The 20438-nt window shown below is 43.7% G+C and carries 21 protein-coding genes and 1 tRNA gene; 6 read left to right on the top strand and 16 right to left on the bottom strand.

The features are described from left to right. The 4 genes from J7J01_09505 to J7J01_09520 all read left to right on the top strand — a co-directional run. Positions 1 to 383 (top strand): DDE-type integrase/transposase/recombinase (locus J7J01_09505; GenBank protein MCD6211099.1); only part of this gene is annotated, 383 nt, incomplete at its 5' end. A 7-nt stretch (positions 384 to 390) separates the two neighbouring features. Then, complete coding sequence (gene lysA, locus J7J01_09510) at positions 391 to 1707, top strand: diaminopimelate decarboxylase (GenBank protein ID MCD6211100.1); 1317 nt, start codon at positions 391 to 393, stop codon at positions 1705 to 1707. Then, positions 1704 to 2567 carry a prephenate dehydratase gene (gene pheA / locus J7J01_09515; protein ID MCD6211101.1) on the top strand — a complete coding sequence of 288 codons (864 nt, stop codon included), beginning with the start codon at positions 1704 to 1706 and terminating at the stop codon, positions 2565 to 2567. Before lysA ends, pheA begins: the two co-directional genes overlap by 4 nt. A gap of 102 nt (positions 2568 to 2669) precedes the next feature. Further along, the gene (locus J7J01_09520; GenBank protein ID MCD6211102.1) at positions 2670 to 2840 is read left to right on the top strand and encodes a hypothetical protein; all 171 of its coding nucleotides are present in this window, start codon (positions 2670 to 2672) and stop codon (positions 2838 to 2840) included. A gap of 26 nt (positions 2841 to 2866) precedes the next feature. Here J7J01_09520 and cobT read toward each other — a convergent pair whose 3' ends face one another. The 7 genes from cobT to J7J01_09555 form a co-directional block, all read right to left on the bottom strand. Next, the gene (gene cobT, locus J7J01_09525; GenBank protein MCD6211103.1) at positions 2867 to 3955 is read right to left on the bottom strand and encodes a nicotinate-nucleotide--dimethylbenzimidazole phosphoribosyltransferase; all 1089 of its coding nucleotides are present in this window, start codon (positions 3953 to 3955) and stop codon (positions 2867 to 2869) included. Between the two features lie 20 nt (positions 3956 to 3975). Then, positions 3976 to 4048: transfer RNA gene (locus tag J7J01_09530), tRNA-Arg, on the bottom strand. A 45-nt stretch (positions 4049 to 4093) separates the two neighbouring features. After that, complete coding sequence (locus J7J01_09535) at positions 4094 to 4729, bottom strand: hypothetical protein (GenBank protein ID MCD6211104.1); 636 nt, start codon at positions 4727 to 4729, stop codon at positions 4094 to 4096. A 3-nt stretch (positions 4730 to 4732) separates the two neighbouring features. Continuing rightward, on the bottom strand, positions 4733 to 5530 hold the full coding sequence (locus tag J7J01_09540) for a hypothetical protein (protein ID MCD6211105.1): 798 nt from the start codon (positions 5528 to 5530) through the stop codon (positions 4733 to 4735). A 1007-nt stretch (positions 5531 to 6537) separates the two neighbouring features. Beyond that, entirely contained in the window at positions 6538 to 6882 is a 345-nt protein-coding gene (locus tag J7J01_09545; GenBank protein ID MCD6211106.1) for a hypothetical protein, read from the bottom strand. 128 nt (positions 6883 to 7010) lie between these two features. Then, positions 7011 to 7304 carry a 2TM domain-containing protein gene (locus tag J7J01_09550; GenBank protein MCD6211107.1) on the bottom strand — a complete coding sequence of 98 codons (294 nt, stop codon included), beginning with the start codon at positions 7302 to 7304 and terminating at the stop codon, positions 7011 to 7013. 223 nt (positions 7305 to 7527) lie between these two features. Further along, positions 7528 to 8130: a MarC family protein gene (locus tag J7J01_09555; GenBank protein ID MCD6211108.1), complete on the bottom strand. Its 603-nt coding sequence runs from the start codon at positions 8128 to 8130 to the stop codon at positions 7528 to 7530. Between the two features lie 60 nt (positions 8131 to 8190). Between J7J01_09555 and J7J01_09560 the strand changes: the two genes are divergently transcribed. Beyond that, the gene (locus tag J7J01_09560; GenBank protein MCD6211109.1) at positions 8191 to 9144 is read left to right on the top strand and encodes a replication factor C small subunit; all 954 of its coding nucleotides are present in this window, start codon (positions 8191 to 8193) and stop codon (positions 9142 to 9144) included. 16 nt (positions 9145 to 9160) lie between these two features. Here J7J01_09560 and J7J01_09565 read toward each other — a convergent pair whose 3' ends face one another. The 3 genes from J7J01_09565 to map all read right to left on the bottom strand — a co-directional run bounded on the left by J7J01_09565 (position 9161) and on the right by map (position 12285). Next, a complete protein-coding gene (locus J7J01_09565) occupies positions 9161 to 10033 on the bottom strand; it encodes a DUF63 family protein (GenBank protein MCD6211110.1) in 873 nt (290 codons plus the stop codon). A 207-nt stretch (positions 10034 to 10240) separates the two neighbouring features. Next, a complete protein-coding gene (locus tag J7J01_09570) occupies positions 10241 to 11308 on the bottom strand; it encodes a phosphotransacetylase family protein (GenBank protein MCD6211111.1) in 1068 nt (355 codons plus the stop codon). A 59-nt stretch (positions 11309 to 11367) separates the two neighbouring features. Then, complete coding sequence (gene map, locus J7J01_09575; GenBank protein ID MCD6211112.1) at positions 11368 to 12285, bottom strand: type II methionyl aminopeptidase; 918 nt, start codon at positions 12283 to 12285, stop codon at positions 11368 to 11370. A gap of 411 nt (positions 12286 to 12696) precedes the next feature. On the opposite strand from map, the gene J7J01_09580 reads away from it, so the two are divergent. Further along, positions 12697 to 13365, top strand: a complete 669-nt coding sequence (locus J7J01_09580; protein MCD6211113.1) for an NAD(P)/FAD-dependent oxidoreductase — start codon at positions 12697 to 12699, stop codon at positions 13363 to 13365. Between the two features lie 57 nt (positions 13366 to 13422). On the opposite strand, the gene J7J01_09585 is transcribed toward J7J01_09580, so the two are convergent. The 6 genes from J7J01_09585 to J7J01_09610 are packed head-to-tail and all read right to left on the bottom strand — an operon-like array spanning position 13423 to position 19714. Beyond that, a complete protein-coding gene (locus J7J01_09585; protein ID MCD6211114.1) occupies positions 13423 to 14361 on the bottom strand; it encodes an ABC transporter ATP-binding protein in 939 nt (312 codons plus the stop codon). Beyond that, positions 14354 to 15295, bottom strand: a complete 942-nt coding sequence (locus J7J01_09590; GenBank protein ID MCD6211115.1) for an ABC transporter ATP-binding protein — start codon at positions 15293 to 15295, stop codon at positions 14354 to 14356. The genes J7J01_09585 and J7J01_09590 overlap by 8 nt, the downstream gene beginning before the upstream one ends. After that, entirely contained in the window at positions 15292 to 16155 is an 864-nt protein-coding gene (locus tag J7J01_09595) for an ABC transporter permease (protein ID MCD6211116.1), read from the bottom strand. Before J7J01_09595 ends, J7J01_09590 begins: the two co-directional genes overlap by 4 nt. Further along, positions 16148 to 17128, bottom strand: coding sequence for an ABC transporter permease (locus J7J01_09600; protein MCD6211117.1), 981 nt, complete (start codon positions 17126 to 17128; stop codon positions 16148 to 16150). The genes J7J01_09595 and J7J01_09600 overlap by 8 nt, the downstream gene beginning before the upstream one ends. A gap of 34 nt (positions 17129 to 17162) precedes the next feature. After that, positions 17163 to 18929, bottom strand: a complete 1767-nt coding sequence (locus tag J7J01_09605) for a hypothetical protein (GenBank protein MCD6211118.1) — start codon at positions 18927 to 18929, stop codon at positions 17163 to 17165. After that, positions 18926 to 19714, bottom strand: coding sequence for a P-loop NTPase (locus J7J01_09610; protein ID MCD6211119.1), 789 nt, complete (start codon positions 19712 to 19714; stop codon positions 18926 to 18928). The genes J7J01_09605 and J7J01_09610 overlap by 4 nt, the downstream gene beginning before the upstream one ends. Positions 19715 to 20438: the final 724 nt, after the last annotated feature.

A 20438-nucleotide genomic window follows, 5' to 3' on the forward strand; every position in this document is an offset into this window, starting at 1 on the left:
ATGAAAGAGAGCATTCGATGTCAGCTGCCCATGCCCATATAGACTGGTTTGAGAAGGATGGGATAAAGTTCTGTGCTATTCTGGATGATGCTTCAAGGAAAATCCTTGCAGCAGGAGAATTCAAGAATGCTAACACTGAAAACAGCATAGCTTTGGTAGATAAGCTTGTTGAGGATTACTGGGGCATCATGCCTTTAAAAGAGCTGATCTCAGACAATGGAAGTGAGTTCGGAGCTCACAGAAAGAATGGTAAAAAGGAATGGGACAGCAGATTCAAGCGTCACCTTGAATCCCTGGGTATAAAACTGATAACATCCAGGATAATGTATAATAAATGTATATTATATTTTTATTCCTTTCAGTACTGGACTATAGACTGGTAGTGGAGGAGTGGAAGTGGAAGCGGAAGCAAGAATTAAAACCGGAGAAGGTAAGAATAGAAGAATGAGCCATTTATATTTTGGTGGTGCAGATGTAGTGGAACTGGCAGAGAAGTATGGCACACCACTTTACATAACGGACGAAAAGAGGATAATAGAGAATTTCAGAAGCTATAGAACCGCGTTTGATGATTATGATTACAATACGGACATTTACTATGCAGTGAAAGCGAATGGCAATTTAGCGATATTAAAGCTACTGGCACGTGAAGGTGCAGGTGCTGATGTATTCTCAACAGGAGAACTCCAGCTAACGAAGTTAGCAGGCATAGAGCGGAGGAAGACACTCTTCAATGGCAATTCAAAGAGTGATGACGACCTGATAGCAGCGGTGGAATCGGGTGTACGGATTTCTGTAGATTCGTATGACGAATTGAACGCTTTAGCATCGGTATCTGAGCAGCTTGGGGCTGAAGTGGAGATCGCTATACGTGTAAATCCCGATATATCAGCTGATGTAAATCCTAAGATAGCCACGGGTTTAAAAGAATCGAAGTTCGGTATTCCTTATAAAGATGTGATGAAGATATGCCACGCGGCACACAGAATGCGAAACATCTCTCTTCGGGGTTTACATTGCCATATCGGCTCACAGATATTGGATGTGAGCGTATTTGGTGATGCGGCGGATAAGATGTTGAATCTCGTTGCGAGCCTGCGTGAAGCAGGTATAGAGCTTGAATTTGTAGACCTCGGTGGTGGACTTGGGATAGGATACAGACCTGAGGAGAGGGCGATAGCTCCAACGCCCGCGGAACTCCGTGATGCGATCTCACCTGCATTTGAGCGTAAGAAAGCGGCGGGCATAGCACCAAAATTGATATTGGAACCCGGGCGGTCTATTGTGGGCTCCGCATCCATACTTGTAAGCCGTGTAAATACTGTTAAGCACGCATACAAGAATTTCGTAGCGATAGATGCAGGATTCAATCTCCTGATAAGACCGGTGATGTATGATGCGTATCATGAGGTGGTGGTAGCGAACAGGTATAGCGAGCCATGCACCGAATTGTACACCATTGTGGGGCCCATCTGTGAAGCGGGCGATATAATTGCCCGGGATAGACTACTGCCAGAGGTGAAGAGGGGCGATCTGATCGCGATACTCGATACGGGCGCTTATGGGTTCTCAATGAGTTCTCAGTATAATGGTCGTCCGCGATGTGCGGAAGTGTTGGTCAGAGACGGGCATGCAGACCTGATAAGGGAGAGAGAGAGCTTTGAAGACCTGTTACGGAATCAAAAGGTCCCGGCAAGGTTGAGATGAAGAGAACAGGTATAGGTATACTGGGTCCTGCGGGGACTTTCTCGGAGATGGCGGCATTGAAATGGGTGGGCTTGAAGAGGATGAATTTAGAGACGGAGGTGGAGATGCGATATTATGATACAATACTGGATGTATCGGAGAGCATACTGAGTAAGGAGGTGGATTATGGGATAGTACCAATAGAGAACTCATTGGAAGGCTCAGTTGGTGAGACCCTGGATGTCTTATCAGGCGAAAATGCCGAACCAGGAACGCAAATGCAGATAGTGGACGAGATTTTAGTGCCAATAAAGATATGCCTGTTGGCATTGAACAATTTTGACCGTGTAAAGAAGATAGTTTCGCATCCGCATGCACTGGCGCAGTGCAAGCGATTCCTGCGTGCGAGATGCAAAGATAAGGAGGTGAAGCCGGTGGATAGTACTGCAGTTGCAGCAAAACAGGCATCACAGTCAGAGGAGATTGCAGCATTAGCGTCAGAAACAGCAGCGGTTGAATATCACCTCAGAATAATAGAAGAGAATGTGCAGGACCGTGATAGTGTAACAAGGTTTGTAGTGCTCTCTTCTACCAACATGCGTACAGCCCCCACAGGACGCGACAAGACTTCTATATTGATCTACCTCAAGGACCGCCCCGGTGCGCTATATGATGTTCTGGGCGAATTTGCACTCAGGGGTATAAATCTCACGAAGATTGAGTCAAGACCTTCAAAGCGAGCTATGGGTGACTACATGTTTCATATAGATTGCGAGGGCCATATAGAGGAAGAGGCGATAAAGGATGCGATAGCAGGCATTAAAAAGCGAGTTGCGATGCTTAAAATCTTAGGGTCTTATCCTATGGCAGAGAAGCTGTAGCTGTAGCTAAAGCAGCTAAAGTAACCCATATAGATAATGATTGATATCTAAATTGTAAACTATTTATCCTCCTCGTAATGTTTGTAAAGTTAAAGTGATAGGATGGAAGAGATATTAAGACTGCTAAGGGAAATATTGTGGTTATTGCAGGAGTTGAGTGAAGATGAGTACCAAAAAATAGAGATCGAGAAGCGAGTGAGAGAGATAATAAAAGATGAATTGGGTGCCTGGTTCCCTAGTGAATCTTATGTTGCACTCTTCAGGGGCTCATAGATTCAGGTTTTTCATATATTCTATTACTATTCCTTCCTCGATACTCCCGCATCTTCAAACGTTGCCATCTCACATAGTATCCGACATGCAGCATCCACAAGCCATATCCCAAGTGCTGCACCAGTTCCCTCGCCAAGTCGCATATTCAAATTAAATAGCGGTTTTAACCCGATATAATTCAAGATGGCTCGATGACCTGCTTCTACTGATAGATGCGATGCAATGAGATAATCCTTTATCTTCGGACTGAGCCCATAAGCTATGAGTGCGGCGGCACCGGATATGAAACCATCTATGACAACAGGGATACGATGAGCCGCAGCAGCAAGCATCACACCTGCCATGCCCCCTATCTCAAATCCGCCTAATTTCGCTAATATATCAATTGCATCCTCTCTATTCGGATTATTAATCTCTAACGCTTTTTTTATTACTTTTACCTTATTCGCAAGTCCATTATCATCCAGACCCGTACCACGTCCTGTTACACTCTCCACAGGTTCACCGGTTATGAATGCAGTGATAGCACTGCTCGGTGTCGTGTTTCCTATACCCATATCACCAACACCAACTATGCTCAACCTTCCCCCCTTCTCATGCTCCAGCTCATGCTCCAGTACCTCTATCCCCCCTTCTATCGAGCGAATGGCATCTTCATAACTCATTGCTCCTCCTTTCGATATATTCGCCGTACCATACCCAATCTTCTTTTTTACAAAAATATAATTATCATTCCCGCTATCCTCTCCTATATCTATATCCGCCGCCACACCCATATCCACAACAACAACTCTCGCACCAATATGCCGTGCGAGTACGTTTATCGCTGCACCACCGCGTAAAAAATTATAAACCATCTGCGCAGTCACTTCCCTTGGATACGCACTCACACCCTCAACAGCTATGCCATGATCCGCAGCCATCGTTATTATCACTTTTTTCTTCAGTACAGGCTTATAATTCGCGGTAATCCCGGCAACCTTCACAGACAGAGATTCCAGAACTCCCAAACTGCCCTGTGGCTTCGTCAATGCATCCTGTCGCGCCCTTGCTGCTTCCATAGCTCCTCTATCTAACTGAGCTATACCCTTTATCGTCTCTTCTATCTTGTTCATTTTCATAACAGGGCTAATAGCGGAGCCGCTGGGATTTGAACCCAGGTCATCGGGTCCGAAGCCCGAAGGGATAGTCCGCTACCACACGACTCCTTTATATAAAAAATGTTATGTTTTATAAAAAGAGCCAAAACCGCGCTACGGGTCTACTATAATGCCAAAACATAAACCCTGACTCTCCAATTCGTACTTGAAGTCTATTAAATCACTGTCGTTCGTTACTATCGGCGCTTTACTCTCCTTTGAATATATCAATAAACTCATATCCACATCAGAAGGATATGGCTCTCTTGTCCTCTTCTTCTTCATGTGCTCTACCATCTTTGGAGTACCACTGAGCGACTCGTAAAAGCTTTTCACTCGCTCTATATCCTTATCCGCGGGCTCGTATTCGACCACAGTGAACCATGTCTTATTCTGTAACCGCTTGATCTTCTCCTCCGTCTTCCTTGCCAGTCGTAATTTAATCCTGTCGGATATTCTCATCCTGTCGGGCAACCCAATCAAGTCCTTCGTCCTGTAGTCATCGCAGAATTCTTCCACTATCTTCGCTATACCCTTATTATATATCTCATTCATAACTCCCGATATGGTCACAATCTCAAAGCCGGATTTTATAAACTGCTCTGTCAGGTTTTGTATCTTGTTTGTGAATTCCATAACCCTTATAGTCACTGTTCGCCCCCTTATCTTCTCCTCGTGCAAGAAGCAGTAATAAATAATCGAGTTGGCATCGTATATGATGATCTTCTTCTTCCGGCTTACCACATCCATCCTTTATTCCTCGACATCAACAAATACTGAGAGGTCTATTCCCTCTTCATACAATGCTGGTAGCACCTTATACTCCTCCGATGCTTCCTGGATCAGTTCAAAATCCTCCTTTAAATCGTTCAGACATATCTCGCCCACCAGTTCCGGGTTATTGCCCAGTAACTCTCTCAATAGCATGACCTTCTTTACGTAACCATCGATCAGAGTAATCAAATTATCCTTCTGAAAGGTCTCCGACAGGTTCTCTCGCTTCAATACCAGCATGCAATAGTCCAGTGAACCGAGTAAGAACAGGGTGTTTGCATTCGATTCAATGCCTGAGAAGTCATGCAATAGGAGATTTATCTCGCTTTTTATCTGCTTCTTCAACTCCTCATATTCTGTTTCGGCTCGTGGTCGCGGCTTCACTCCCGGATACTGATGCGCATCGTATACATAATCCCTTAGTTTCACAACCGGGAGTGAAGAGTACTCCTCCAGGATATGGTCGAATGCATTCTGAACCTCTACGGGCAGGCTATTCATCAGCTCCTTCGCCACTCTCGCACCCTCCTCTGTTATCTCAAATACCCACCTGTTCTCGAATGAGACCTTTAGATAGCCGCGTACGCCAAGGGAGATAGCATCCTGCTTTATGCTCGCACACCTGGGTCCACAATAGTCATCCACAAATACATACTCTATGGGTGCATTCCCATCCACCTTCGCAAGATAAAGGTACTTCTGAAGGTCGAAGCTATTATAGACCCTCCTCAGACGATACACTACATACAGGATTGGCCAGTATTTAGGCAATCGCAATCTTCCACTTTTATCAACCATATTATTCAAAAGAGAATAGAAACATTATTTAAGCTTTTCGGTGAATATACCTATTCTTTTTATAGCCTATATTCCGCATTTGAATATTTTAAAGATACTATTTTTTGATTTTTGGAAAGCTATGGACCTGTCAATTAAGATTCACCTTGCATTTCATGTTCGTATGTGCGTATTATTCAGCTTATTCCTCCCTTTGTCTTGATTTAGCATGAAAAAGGAAATAGCGTGGAGTAACGGTTGCCTTCGCTTTTGCATTGCCATGTCCCTCAGTAATTCATACAGGCTCTCATCCATAATTGGTGCAATACATCCGCTCATACTCACGACCGAGCAATGCAAGGATTTAAGCATGGATTGGTCTTAAGTTTAAGTTCAAGTTCAAGACCTTTACCCTCTCTGACTCCATGTAAAGAACGGTAATGCCCTCAAACACCTAAAAGACACGCCATATCGTCAAACGTAAAGAAAGTTTGATCAAAATGCTTTGCTATCTGCCATTTTCCTATCCCACACTTCTTTCTGCTGTTTCAGCTCTTACATGGATGTCGGTGGGTCTTTACCGAGGAACTCTTGTAGCGCCCTGAATTTTTTATAGCACATAGGGTATAATATTTATTTGGTAAAGCTTTGGTATTGTATGAAAATACTTTCTTATTTTCATGCTCATGGGTGTCCCCACGGGTCATGAAAGTTTCTTTTTCCTTTGCTTTGTCATATCCTCAACTCTATCTCAAATAGTGTATGTCCTTTATGCTAAACATGCTAAACCTCTTGTTTTCGCTTTCTCTTTTGGTATTCTTTTCACAATCTTGCCACTTATAGGATCCCTCAATCCAACAGTCGTATTTGCATAACGATCTATCTTACCCGTTTATTGGATTCCTGACGGCTTTCTTTTTCTTCTTAAGCAATATCTTTGCCACCTTTCACTTTAGATGAGAATATATATACTTTCGGTATGTAGTGTAAGTATTGGTATTGTACTGTTATTCTAACTTGTAGATTCTCATTTTCCTGTTATCGAACACTTTTTCAAATCCTTCAACATTGTCGCCGTAAATCATTTTTATTTTTATTCCAACTGTTTCTTTCTTTACTACTTCTCTTCTTTCTATACTCTCGATGGTGAAATTTCCGGTGATGTAATCGTCGGGCTCTTTCCCGAAAGCCAATACTATCGCAGGGAATTTCCATATATCATAAGGATAGACCACAAGTGCATAATCAGCTCCGTACTTTCTCGCTATGCTCATGGACTCATTGGAATTCTCGGCAATAAAGAAGTTGGCAACGTCCCTGACCTTATCTTCAGATTCATAGGGATACCACAATTCATATTCAGTCCAGCTCCAGGGATATTTCTGTCTGCCGGCGATTGTTTCTTTGATGTTTCACCTACTTTGGTGATTTAAGCCCCGAAGATACCACACCGATTGAAATCGGGGAGGAAGAGGAGTCACTATTTCCTTTTAGCTTCCCTCGCTTTATATTCCGCTTTCGCTTCCTTCTCCTCAAGCTCTTTTTGTATCCAGCGAACACCAGATAGATAGTGTATTGATATACCTATTCCCCAACCTATGAGTGGATAAAAGAACCAGATAGCCTCGGGAGAATATATGAAGTTAATGGCTATCAACATAGCGTTAACCAGCACGTACACTACCAGATGAACCAAAAAGACTCTTTTCTCCTCCTCCGACACTACTTCCCTATATGCCTTTTTGTATTCCTCTAATGAAGCTTCTTCTGCCATATTTCTTCACCTCCTTTAAGTCACATACCCTATGCTTAAGTACAAGGCTTGTACATATAAAAGCTATTCGATTTGTTATTTTTGATGTTACCCATAAAAAGTTTGTTATAAAACAAAGTATGTTGTACCGGTTTTTGTGCGTCTGCGTTTTCTCTTCATTCTTCATTTATCACAACCACCGGTATAACGCCGTTTTTCCCTATCCACCACTTATTCTTTGGATCTAAACCTTAATCATTCCGACAATCCCGTCCCTGATGAACTGTATAGCAATAGCAGCTACCAGTATCCCCATCACACGACTCAACACCTCTGAACCTTCACTGCCCATTACCTTATATATTCGCTCTGACTGCCCCAATATCAATTTAGTGGCAATAATAGCGGAGAATATAGCAAATAAAGCAACAAAAGGGCCTCGGGATTGTATAATCACCATAACAGTTGTTATAGCGCCAGGACCGGCAAGTAGAGGTGTCCCTATTGGCACTGCACCTATCCCCCTGCCTGCCTCCTTCATCAGATACTTATGCTCACGCAGAAGGTCAAAGGATACGAGGAGGAGTAGAATTCCTCCTGCCACCATGAAACTATCCAGACTTATATTCAGAACATCGAGTACAAACTTGCCGAGGAATGCGAATAGAAGTAGCAGCAATGTCGCAACCACAACCGCATGGTTAAGCTCCCTCTTACGTGCTTCTCTTCCCATAACCCGGGTTACCGCGATGAAGATGGGGACATTTCCCGGCGGGTCCATAACCACAAATAGAGTGATGAACGCCTTTACCAGCTCCAGGCACATATCTATCTCTATTTCTATCATGAACGATATTATTACTTAATTCACTTCTTCTTATTTATTAAAGGGGTAGAAGCAGAACAGATGCAGCGAGAGGAGATATGGACTGAGAAGTACAGACCATGGAGACTGGAGGAGGTAGTGGGGCAATCGCATATAATACGCAACCTCAAATCGTATGTAGAGAAGAGGAATCTACCGCATCTGATATTCTCAGGACCTGCGGGTGTGGGCAAGACTGCTGCCGCGGTCGCACTGGCACGGGAGCTATTCGGCGATACATGGTCAGAGAACTTCACGGAGTTGAACGCATCGGATGAGCGCGGTATAGAGGTTGTTCGCAACAGGATAAAGAACTTCGCAAGAACCATGCCAATCGGCGATTCGGCATTCAAGATAATCTTCCTTGATGAAGCGGATGCACTGACAGATGCAGCGCAATCGGCATTAAGGAGGACAATGGAGCGATATTCAGGCACCTGTAGGTTCATTCTCAGTTGTAATTACTCTTCTAAGATTATAGAGCCCATACAATCTCGATGCTCAGTATACAGGTTCAAATTGCTACCGGATGATGCTATTGCCGCTCGTATAGGCTACATTGCAGATAAGGAGGGTTTGAAGCTCTTGGGGGATAGTATGGATGCCATAACCTATGTGGCGATGGGTGATATGCGACGTGCGATAAATGCACTTCAAAGTGCAGCAGTGCTGAGCAACGAGATAAGACCGGAGATGATCTACGGGCTAACGGCAACGGCGAGACCGGAAGAGATAGAAGGGTTGATAAAGGAGGCAATGAACGGCAGGTTCATAGCTGCTCTGGATAAGCTTGCGGACTTACTCGATAGAGGGATTTCAGGCGATGAGATACTGGCACAGATGCACCGGCTGGTGATAAGTATGGATATTCCGATACGTAAGAAGGTGGAATTGATGGATAAAATAGGGGAAGCAGACTTCAGGATTACAGAGGGTGCAAATGAGAGAATCCAGCTTGATGCACTAATAGCCTCTTTTTTCATCGCTACCAATTGAGGTAGAGGATCAAAGATCAAATGCCGAGAGCCATCCTGAGGGTGTTCCTGACTCCGGGTCCAAGACCGACGATGATGATAGCGAGCAATAATATATTCCTGAGCTCTGTATCACTATCGTCTCCGAGCTGGGTATCGAGTATATACAGTCCAGGAATGAGTATCCCGAGCTTGAGGATGAACATACCTGCTGCTGTGCCCATATAAGAGACTATGAGGTTCTCTAACACGTGTTTTCCCTGATAGCCAAGGAGATCAATGCCGATATAAGATGAAGCGGCATCGAGCATGTGTGCACCAAGTGCAGCGAGGTTCAGTCTGCTATAGAGGAAGGGCAGATGCAATTTTGTTCCTATCACATAGATTATAGATGTAATCGCACCTGTGATGCCAATAACCGCAGGTATAACCCATGGTAGCCACAAATGCTCGTGAACGTTATTGAATATAATTATAATTACCAGAGTTGCGATAAGCGATATCAAGCCGATAGAGGCGAATACAAGTTTATATCGCCTATGGTACAGTTTATAAGCAAGGAGGAGAACTGAGATAGCATACAGAATGAGTAGCAGATATATGAGCGGTGTGATCAGTATATAACTAATTGGAGGTGATATTAACTCAGCATCTTCTACGACACGGAGAGCAGCGCCGAGGAATACGTAAGGTGATACGGCGACGATAAAGGCTTCATCTATCGCAAACCCAAATCTCCTTAGTAGCTTCAAGACGAGTATGATACAGAGCGGAGCGAGTACCAGAGCCCATGTTAGTGTATTTGCAGGATTATAGCCCGTGTCATGGATTATCGGATTTATATAATAGTTGAAGATAAAATCCCTTAGCCATGTTATTGTTAGCCCCACCGTAGGTCCCTCCTCTATCACCTCTGTAAACCCTTTATCGGAAATTATAGGTGCATTACCTGACTTTTATAGCGGAAAATGATATAAAAGCTTTTCGATATGTTATATGGTACCCATTTAGATAAGAATCTTATCCGGGTTGAATTATAAAACATTTAAACCCGCTTATCCTCTCTCTAAAAAAATGGGTAATGCACCCTTCGATTTTCCGTATAAAAACGGCTCCTTTTACGAAAGTGATAGAGACTCCATCAAGGCTTCCAAATCAAGATTACTCTCTACCAGCTCTTTTATCCGCTCTATCTTCGCATTACCCTTTATTCGCGCTTTCCCAAATATCTCATCCACCTTCTCCATTGTCGTGAGTGTGTCATCAGCAACGAGAATCACCGGGACCTCCTTCTCTTCCGCCTTACCCAGCATCGTGCCCGGTGGCTCGAGATGCCCGGTCAGGAGAAGGCACTTGATATTACCCGTTTCGAGTGCGAGGTTCTGCAGGTCCGCACGGTCTCCACCGGTGACCAGAGCCGCTTTCCTCGCGCGTCTGAAATATTTCAATGCCGAAGGTGGCGACATTGCACCTATCAGGAAGCTTTCGATTATCACATCCTCATCTCGTGGCTTAACGAGCCATTCACCATTTAAGGCATCGGCAATTTCACTCACAGATAAACCTGCGAGTAGAGGGTCATGTGGCAGCACACCAAGCAGTTTCATTCCTCCTTTCTCTAAATATCTCTCCGCTATGCACCTGACATAGGTTCTCTTATAGCCCGCGAGTTGATTGAAGAGAACGAACTTGAGCCGGTCACCAAACATCTCTTTAGCCGTCATAAGCCGGTCAAGAACAAAATCACTCGTATAACGAACGACCATGAGGATATCCAGATCAAGCGCAGAAGAGATATCGAAGTCACAAACTCCCAGCATCTTGCCCACCTTGTATTCAACAGCGCCTTCAACGAGCACAACATCCTTACCCGAGCAGATTCTCGTATAGGCGCTCTCAATTCGGTCCTTCAATTGCCTCGAATCTGCTGAACATACGAATTCAACATACGGTCTGTCGAGTTTGATGGGGCAGATATCCTCTATATCATCCCCGGTATTCAGTACACTTGCGGTGTTATAAGCATCTTCATCAATGAGCTGGTTACCTATTCGTGAGACGCCAACGCCGAATGGCTTAAAATAGCCGACTTTAAAGCCCCTATCGCGCAATATCAATCCCAGAGCTATTATCACTGCGCTCTTACCCGAATACTCTTCTACCGATGATACAAGCAGGCTCTTCATTCTTTCTTCTTTCCTTCAATTTAAACACGCTCTATCTACAAAAATATGATATTTTATTCTTATTCTTCCTTAGAGGTAGAGGAAGTGGTAACTTCGCAACCATCCTCCTTTACGATTACAGTGTGCTCAGCCTGGGCGACTAACCCCCTATCCTCTTCTCTCAAAATCGGGTAATCCCTCAACACACCTGTATTCTTCAAGGCTCTGAGTGCTAAATTAAGTCTCTCCCGCGGTAACCAGCGCCTCGCAAAAGGTAACCCATGGTACTTCTTTATCTCATCCAGGAGCTTCTTCGCCTCTCTCATCCTGACAGGTTTTGGCTTTATCAAACTGTATATCTCAACATTGCCGCTCTCTACCACCTTACCGCCACCATCCGTTGCAAAGGGCTCTATTGCAATAACATCATTCGTCCTCAGTATAACTCCATGTTCATACTTCACATTTGGAATGGTGGGGGGAGCGTGTGAATTGTACCTGACAAGTCCATGACCCGATAGATTAACAATGGGCTTGTATCCTCTCTCTTTTATCGCCTCCTCGATCACTTCCCCTATCTCTACTGTGGAGACGCCATCATGAATTATCTTTATCGCTTCATCTAATGCCGCTTCCGAAGCGCGTATCAGTTCTTCATATTTGCCACTCAAATCCACTGTCACAGCACTGTCTGCGATATAACCATCTATGTGAACGCCGATATCTAACTTCACGAGGTCTTCCTCCCCAAATACCGCTTCATCGTCTATTGAGGGCGTAGCATGCGCAGCCTCTTCGTTCCTTGAGATATTGCAGGGAAAAGCAGGTTCCCCTCCTCTATCTCTTATGCTACTCTCCACAAATTCCGCAACATCCAATAGCCGATTTCCGGGCTTCACCAGCTCCAATGCTGCATCTCTAACCTCAATCAGAATCTTGCCCGCAGCTTTATATTTCTCTAATATACGCTCCAACTCCAACTCTAACTCATCTTCCATCTCTCTCGCTCCATTAAAAATGAATAGATCTCAACAATAAAATAAATTAGAGGTTGCCCAACAATTACCCAAATCACCTAAGAATTGCCTTTGCCCATATAAAAAGTGATAAGATTGGGCAGTCATGGCTATTGCCCCCTGTCATTAGAGATATCATACCGGTAGACCACATCTGCTACCTGGTGGTTACCATCGTAAATAGTATAGATATATGTGAGCTGGAGAAGAAGTACCGGCTTAGGTTTACACCCGGCAATCCTGCATATTCACGCCGGATGCTGCTGAGACTGGTGATAATTAAGCCTCTTGACGTGGTATTTCCTATTCTTTTACCTATATTTCGCACTTTATTGTATATTTTGCAAACCTTTAAAAGAGAGGGGAATTAAGAAATAAAAGAGGAGAATAAAAATGGAAGGAGAAAAGAAGAAGGACCTGTTAGATAAAGGCGCAATAGTCCAGCAGGATTATGAAACGTACGCTATTGCGCCACATATACCGGGAGGGATTTGCGAGCCTTCTACGCTCAGGAAGATAGCAGATGTCGCAGAGAAATACAATGCCAAAGTATTAAAATTGACCTCTGCACAGAGAATAGCCATCGTGGGTATAGCGGAGCGTGATATAGAGGATGCGTGGCGAGACCTCGATATACCACCGGGTTATGCTATTGGATTATGTGTCAGAAGTGTGAAGTTCTGCCCGGGAACAACGTTTTGTAAAAGAGGAAAGCAGGATTCTGTGTCCTTAGGTATGGAATGTGACAGGAAGTATCACGGGATGACGCTGCCCTCAAAATTTAAAATCGGTGTTTCTGGCTGTGCGAATAGCTGTGCGGAATCATGGATAAAGGATTTGGGTTTTATCGGAATGCCAAAAGGTTGGAAAGTAGTTGTTGGCGGTTCTGCAGGTGCATCTCCCGCTATTGCAGAAGTTCTGGCGGAAAATTTAACTGATGACGAAGCTATTGAAACCGCTGATAGAGTCATCAACTACTACAAGAATTGCGGTACTAAAAAGCGATTGGGCAGATATATTAAGGAGATAGGGTTTGAAGAGTTCAAAAAGGAGATATTATAATGCAAACGCAAACCTCCGGGACTTCAGATTCAGACAGGTGAAGATGGTTAATATCCTTTAAGTGACACAATGGCAAGCTACCCAATGCCCCTTTTCAATTTCTACCATCTCTGGCTCTTTTTTACTGCAAATTTCAGCAGCAAATGGGCATCCTGGATAAAACACGCACCCTGATAGACCGCGATAAACATTCGTATTTTTTATATTCGCTCCTTCTCCTTCTAAGAATATATCCCCTACTGATACTGGAGAAATCAAGGTATTTGTGTATGGATGCCTTTCATAACCAAATATGTCGTTTGTATTACCGATTTCAACAATCTTACCATGATACATCACTGCTATCCTATCGCTCATGCGTCGCACAACTTCTAAATCATGCGATATGAACAGAAGTGTCAGGTGCAATTCCCTTTTTAAATCCTGTATTAAATTCAGTATCTGTGCCTGAACAGAGACGTCTAAAGAGGAAGTGGGTTCATCTGCAACAATAAAGTCCGGATTTAATGCAAGAACCCTCGCAAGCACGACCCTTTGATTTTGTCCGCCACTTAGCTGGTAAGGATAGCGATTTACATGTTCGGGATTCAACCCCACCGTTTCTATCAATTCCAAAACCTTATCTTTAATCTCACTTTTGCCCATGGTTCCCTGGAGCTTCAGAGGTTCGGCAATACTATCTCCTATCTTCATTCTTGGATTGAGTGATGCCTCTGGATCTTGAAATATCATTTGCATGCGAGGTCTTAGCCTTCTCAGTTCTTTTCTTTTTAATTGTAACAAATCAATGCCATCGAAAATGATCTCCCCTGAGGTTGGTTCAATCAATCGCAATAACAACTTCCCAACTGTTGTCTTTCCACAGCCACTTTCCCCAACGAGTCCCAATGTTTCTCCTCTTTCGATCTGGAATGATATACCATCTACAGCTTTTATACACTGTTTCTTCAGTATCCCGGATGAGAAATATTTTCTCAGGTCTTTAACTTCAATCATATAGCAAGCACCTCACAAAATGTCCATTTTCTATTTCTACCATTTCTGGGTGCATGGTTTTACATATCCCTGTGGCATAGTCACATCGTGGATGGAACCGGCATCCGTCTGGAAGGTTAATTAAAGAAGGACTCATGCCCCTTATCGGTTTTAATCCCCTTTCTGGTAGTGAATTGAGAAAGCCCTGCGTATAAGGATGCAGTGGATTCTTGAATATATCCTCTGTTTTTGCATATTCAACGAGTTCACCCGCATACATCACTGCGATATTATCGCAAATCTCTGCTGCGACTCCTAAATCATGCGTTATAAACAGCATAGACCTTTGCTTTGTTACTTCTCTTAGGAGCTTCACTACCTGCATTTTTATCGTAACGTCCAGCCCCTTTGTCGGTTCATCTGCGATAATCAACGAGGGGTCGCATGCAAGTCCCATTGCGATCATTGCCCTTTCCTTCATTCCTCCACTGAACTCATGTGGATATTTATTTGCCATTTTATCCGGATAAGGTATTTTTACCGCTTTGAGCATTTCTACTGCTTTTTCTCTCGCAGTTCTTTTATCCAATCTTTGATGCAATCGAATCGCTTCTGCTATCTGGTCACCCACTTTTAAAACGGGATTCAATGATGTTGTTGGGTTCTGGAGTATCATAGCGATTTCCTTACCCCTTATCTTCCTTATTTCTTCTTTGCTCAGCCTTAGAAGGTCTTTGCCTTTATACACGATTTTACCTTCTATATTTATCTTTACGGATGAGTGAAACAGACGTATTATGGACATTCCCAAAATACTTTTACCACTGCCTGTTTCGCCTATTAATCCCAATTTCTCTTTTTCTTCTATCTTGAGGTCAACAGCATTCACGGCTTTTACAATCCCGTCCCTGGTTGGGAACCATGTCTTTAGACTTGTTATTTCTAATAGTGTCATATTCGCGTCATACCTCTCAACCTCGGATTCACCAGTTCCTCCAGCGCATAACCAATGAACGTGAGTGAAAGTATCGTCAACGTAATGCACAATCCCGCTGGTAGCATCCACCACATCCATAAGTCTGATATGAATATGGTGGGATACACAAAAGCATAATGGAGAATCATGCCCCAACTCTTTACAACCGGGTCCCCCAGGCCAAGGAAACTCAAGCTCGATTCTGCAATTATTACGTGGCCTGCTTCTATAATCAATCGCACAACGAGCAGAGGAAATACATTTGGCAGGATATGCTTCATTAAAATATACGTGTCCGGCGCTCCGACCATTCTCGCTGCTTCTACATAATTCCTTGTTCTTAGCGACAGCACCTCGGAGCGTATAATTCGCGTGGTTATGGGCCACCCGAGTATAATGAAAATGAATATGAGGTTCCAGATGCTGGGTCGCATGAATGCTGCAATTACTATTATCAATGGCAGTCTCGGAATTGCAAGGAACGCATCAACAATCCGCATAAGGAAAAAACCAAACATTTCAAAGTAGCCGGAAAGAAGACCGAATGCTGTCCCTATAATACCCGAGACGACCGATACGAAGAACGCAATGAATAAAGAGACCCTTGCACCGTATATAAGTTCGCTCAGTATATCCTGACCTATATCATTTGTGCCAAGCAGATGGTCAGAACCCGGATGTTCCATGGGTTTAAACATCTCATGCGGGTCGTAGGGAGCGATATAAGGTGCAAAGACCGCCAACGTCACAAAGAAGAGCAGTATCACAAGTCCAATCAATCCAAGCCTACTCTCTTTATACGCATTCCAGAAACGATTTAAATCCTTTATTTCAGTCATGTCTCAACCTCGGATCCAGCTGCACATAGACCATGTCTGCAACGAAATTCGCTGCAATAATAACAAGCGTGATAATCAGAAATGCACCCTGCAATAATGGATAATCACGATACATTACTGCATCAAAAAGCAGCCTCCCAACTCCCGGATATGCGAACACGGTCTCAACGAGTATCGTTCCACCTATCATAAAACCCGTTCTAAGTGCAATCATCGTGATAATTGGAAGCAATGCGTTCTTCGTCGCATGCTTATGCATAATATACCACTCCGCCATGCCTTTCGCCCTCGCAGTAAGTATATAATCCTCTCCTATCACATTTAGCATTGAATTCCGCATCAGGAGATACACACCACCGATATGGGAGATCACAAGCGTTGTCACAGGTAAGAACAGGTGATATAATATGTCAGAGGCTTCTTCAAGAAGCGACGAATACTCCATAAACGGTGTTTGTGCACCGAAAGCCGGGAATAAATTGAGCTTTACGCTAAATAAAATGATGAAAAGCATACCAAGGAAGAACGGAGGAAAAGACCCGATAGAAAGAAGTGACACGAGCAGTCCGACATCGCTTTTCCCACCCCTATTCCATGCAGATATAGCGCCCAGCAGGATGCCCAGCACCATATAAAGTGCTGTTGATGTTCCAACGAGAAGAAACGTCCATTTCAGTGCTCCAATCAATATGTCTGATACGGGAGCATTGTGATATATTGACCACCCGAGGTCGCCATGCAGAATACCAAGCATATAGTCGTAGAATTGTTGGCTGAGCGGTTTGTCAAGTCCGTAATATGTGAGCAGTTTTGCCCTCGTCTCTTCATCCAGCACGATGGGCATATCCATACCAGGGGCACCGGTTAGAAATGATAATGGGTCGCCGGGCATTAGTCTTGGTAAAAAGAAGTTGAAAGAGAGAACAACAAGGATTATGGCGACGTAACCCGTTATTTTTGTAATCCGGTGCATTTATTTTAGTATGTGGATAAAAAGAGGAGGATATTTATCTGTTCTTCCTCCTCAAAACCAGGTATGCAACCGCCAGTAATCCCGTGATTGCAAATATTACATCGAAGCCTGGCTGCTCTGGCTTTGGCTTTAGTGTTGGTGTTGGTGCTGGTGCTGACGTCGTACCTGGGGACGCTGAAGCAGCAGGTGCAAGTGATGGCGCAGGTCTTACTTCTTCCTCCCCGATGAACACGAGTTTGTTCATCTCGATTGGAATACCAATTCCCACACCGCCTTTTGTAAAGAACCAGGTATCCAGTTTCTCCGGGCGATAGACGCAGCACATCTTTGGATGATACAGGGTGTACACCGGTAGATTCTCGGCAATGCTTTCCTGGAGTTTAAATACAAGCTCTTTTCTTGCTTTGTAATCCATCGTTTCCCGTTGTTCCTTAAATAACGCCGTGTACGTTTCGTTCTTACACGTGCTTCCTGGCCAGTCAGGTTTTTCCAATATGTTTGGATTTGCTATCCCACCGTGACCCGATATAACCATGAAGAAATTACCTTCTTTGAGTATCCCGTCCACGGTGCTCATGTCCATCACTTTTACGTTTATCTTTATGCCGACCGCTGCCAATTGCGATTTTATCAGTTCTGCCTCCCTTGAGAATTTGTCAAGTGTTATCAAATTGAACTCCAGGTCTCCTCCTTCCGGATATTCCATTATTCCGTCGCCATCGGTGTCTGTGAAGTTCAAAGCATTGAGTATTTCGATAGCCTTTGTCACGTTATGTTCATAGTCCGGAAGGTCTGGATTGTACCATTCTGTCACATCAGGATGAATTAATCCCGTGTTCGCAGGTATTCCATAACCGTGCACGACCAGCTCAACGAGTTCCGTTCTGTTTATACCGTAAGCAATTGCCTTTCTGAACGCTGTGAGGTTGGTTGGGTATCTTTCACAGTTGAAGATGACTTTTAACACCCAGTAGCTCGGACCCCATCGAGTACCAAAACCTGATTTGTTTTCAAACGCAGATACTGCTTTTGCTCTTCGTCCCCAGAAACTGGTTTCATCTATGTCACCGGTTGTTAATGCTAACGCAGGGTCATTGACCGAGAGCGAGATGAGTTTATCCACCAGCGGTTTTCCCTTGAAATATTCATCGTTTGCCTCCCACTCGTAATATCCCTGCTCTTTATTGTATTTTAAGAGTTTGAAAGGACCTGTTCCTATAACAGCCTTGTCTCCCACAAATTTAACCGGGTCTGATACGTCTTTCCAGATATGTTCGGGTATTATCGGGACGTTTCCCGCAATGTCCACAAGGAACGGTGCAAACGGTTCGGTAAGGTGTATAACCACAGTATGGTCATCCACGATGTCTACATGGTCTATGTAGCCCAGAGTCTGGAACCATTTGAACGAGGTCTTATGCTTTTTTATGTAATCGAAAGTAAACTGCACGTCTTTTGCGGTAAATGGTTCTCCATCGTGCCATTTCACACCTTCGTGAAGATGGAACGTCCACGTCTTGCCATCGTCAGACATCTCCCAACTGTCTGCAAGCCAGGGTATTACAGTACCGTTCTGGTCTTTCCAGGTCAGCGTGTCGAATCCAAAGCTCATTCTGATATAACCAGGTCCTCTCGGATAGAATCCGAACGGCGAAGGATATCCCCAGTCACCTCCAGGGAGATCACCAGCGAATTTTACCACTTTCTCGTCTGCCGCAACAGCGGCTATTCCACCGAAAACACTGCACACAAGTATTAGTATTACCAGTGTTAATACAGCCACAATTTTTTCTCTTTTCATTTTTCCCCTTTTTCACCTCCTAAAACATTGATAAGTTCATCAATCTCTGGCAAGCATACATCAAGCTCTTTACCGGTCAGTCCAGCCCGGAACACGTCATTATTCACCGGGATTATCCCTGCAATTCTGTCTTCATCCACAGATGCGAGCATAACTTGCCTGCTTTCATCATCCACTTTATTGAGTATGAAATAGACAGGTTTTTTAATGCTACCCGCTAATTCGTCAATCTTTTTCGAGAGCATAAGCGATTCAAAAGTCGGGTCCATAACCACCAGAACAATGTCGCATCCCTGTTCCACGCCCCTGCCGAAGTGTTCAACTCCCGCATCCGTATCTATGATTACAACCTCTTTAGCAGCCACTTTCAGGTGTTCAAGCATTCCTGTTGAGAGAACACCCATGGCACAGGCACAACCCTCCCCGAACTCATGTATTTTCCCTACTGCGAGCAGCATTATTCCGTTCTTCTCAACCAGGTACTCTCTTGGGATATCGTCGAGTGTCCACATTTCATCGAAGATTTCGATCTTCGGCGGACCGCTTTTTGCATTGGGATTCTGAAACGATGACCTCATCTGCTCAAGAATCACTTTCTTTCCGCCGAAGTAGTTCATGAGGTCATCAGGCAGCTCCATGCCTAATTGGCGGTGTAATCCGAAGTTCGATTCATCACTGTCAATCACCAGCACCCGGTATCCACGATTTACCATTGCCTTTGCGAGAAGCGCAGCAATCGTGCTTTTTCCGCACCCCCCTTTTCCACACACCATTATCTTCATCATTTATCACCTTTCTATGCGGTTTTACAGTTATTTTCTTATTTATAATTGATGAAGAAAATAGATCGTATATAAATTTTCCGATTTTTTCCTGTGGTATCTTATGAACTATATTGAATGCTAACAGGTTTATACTATTATTTCTACTTGTTCCGCTTTTTTCCTTCTCACCTTTATGCTCTGTGTGGTCGCATCTTCAACGGCAAATGATCCAAAAACCACTCAAAATATTGCTTTCATTGCTATGCTCCAGTTTTAGCTGTTCCTGGATTACCGCTTACGGATTTTGGGTCATTTACAGTATTTGCTCAGACTAAACTTTTTATATTTTGTTATGGCGACGAAATGTGGAGGATGGGCATGAGCAAAAAAATAATATACACTTTAATAATATTCCTGAAGTTCTTTTTAAAAAATTGTAATTAGTCAATATCAAGTGGTTCACAAGAGCAAAAATCGAAAATTTTATAGAGAAATATTCAGATGCAATTATATATATGCCCTATACAATATCCGAAGAGAGAATAACTTTGGATTCTGAAGGTATAGATTTCGATAATAGGGAAACAGTAAAAGCCTTCATAATCTAACTCCTCAATATCATAGAATCACAAGCACAGCTCATACATGAGCTCGTTGTTTACCTCTATTACGCTTACGCTTGCAGGGTTACCGAGAACAAAATAAAGAAGATATTGGAAGAAGCGGGGATCATCATTTCCGCAGG

This window comes from Methanophagales archaeon (genome assembly GCA_021159465.1).
Taxonomy (GTDB): domain Archaea; phylum Halobacteriota; class Syntropharchaeia; order Alkanophagales; family Methanospirareceae; genus G60ANME1.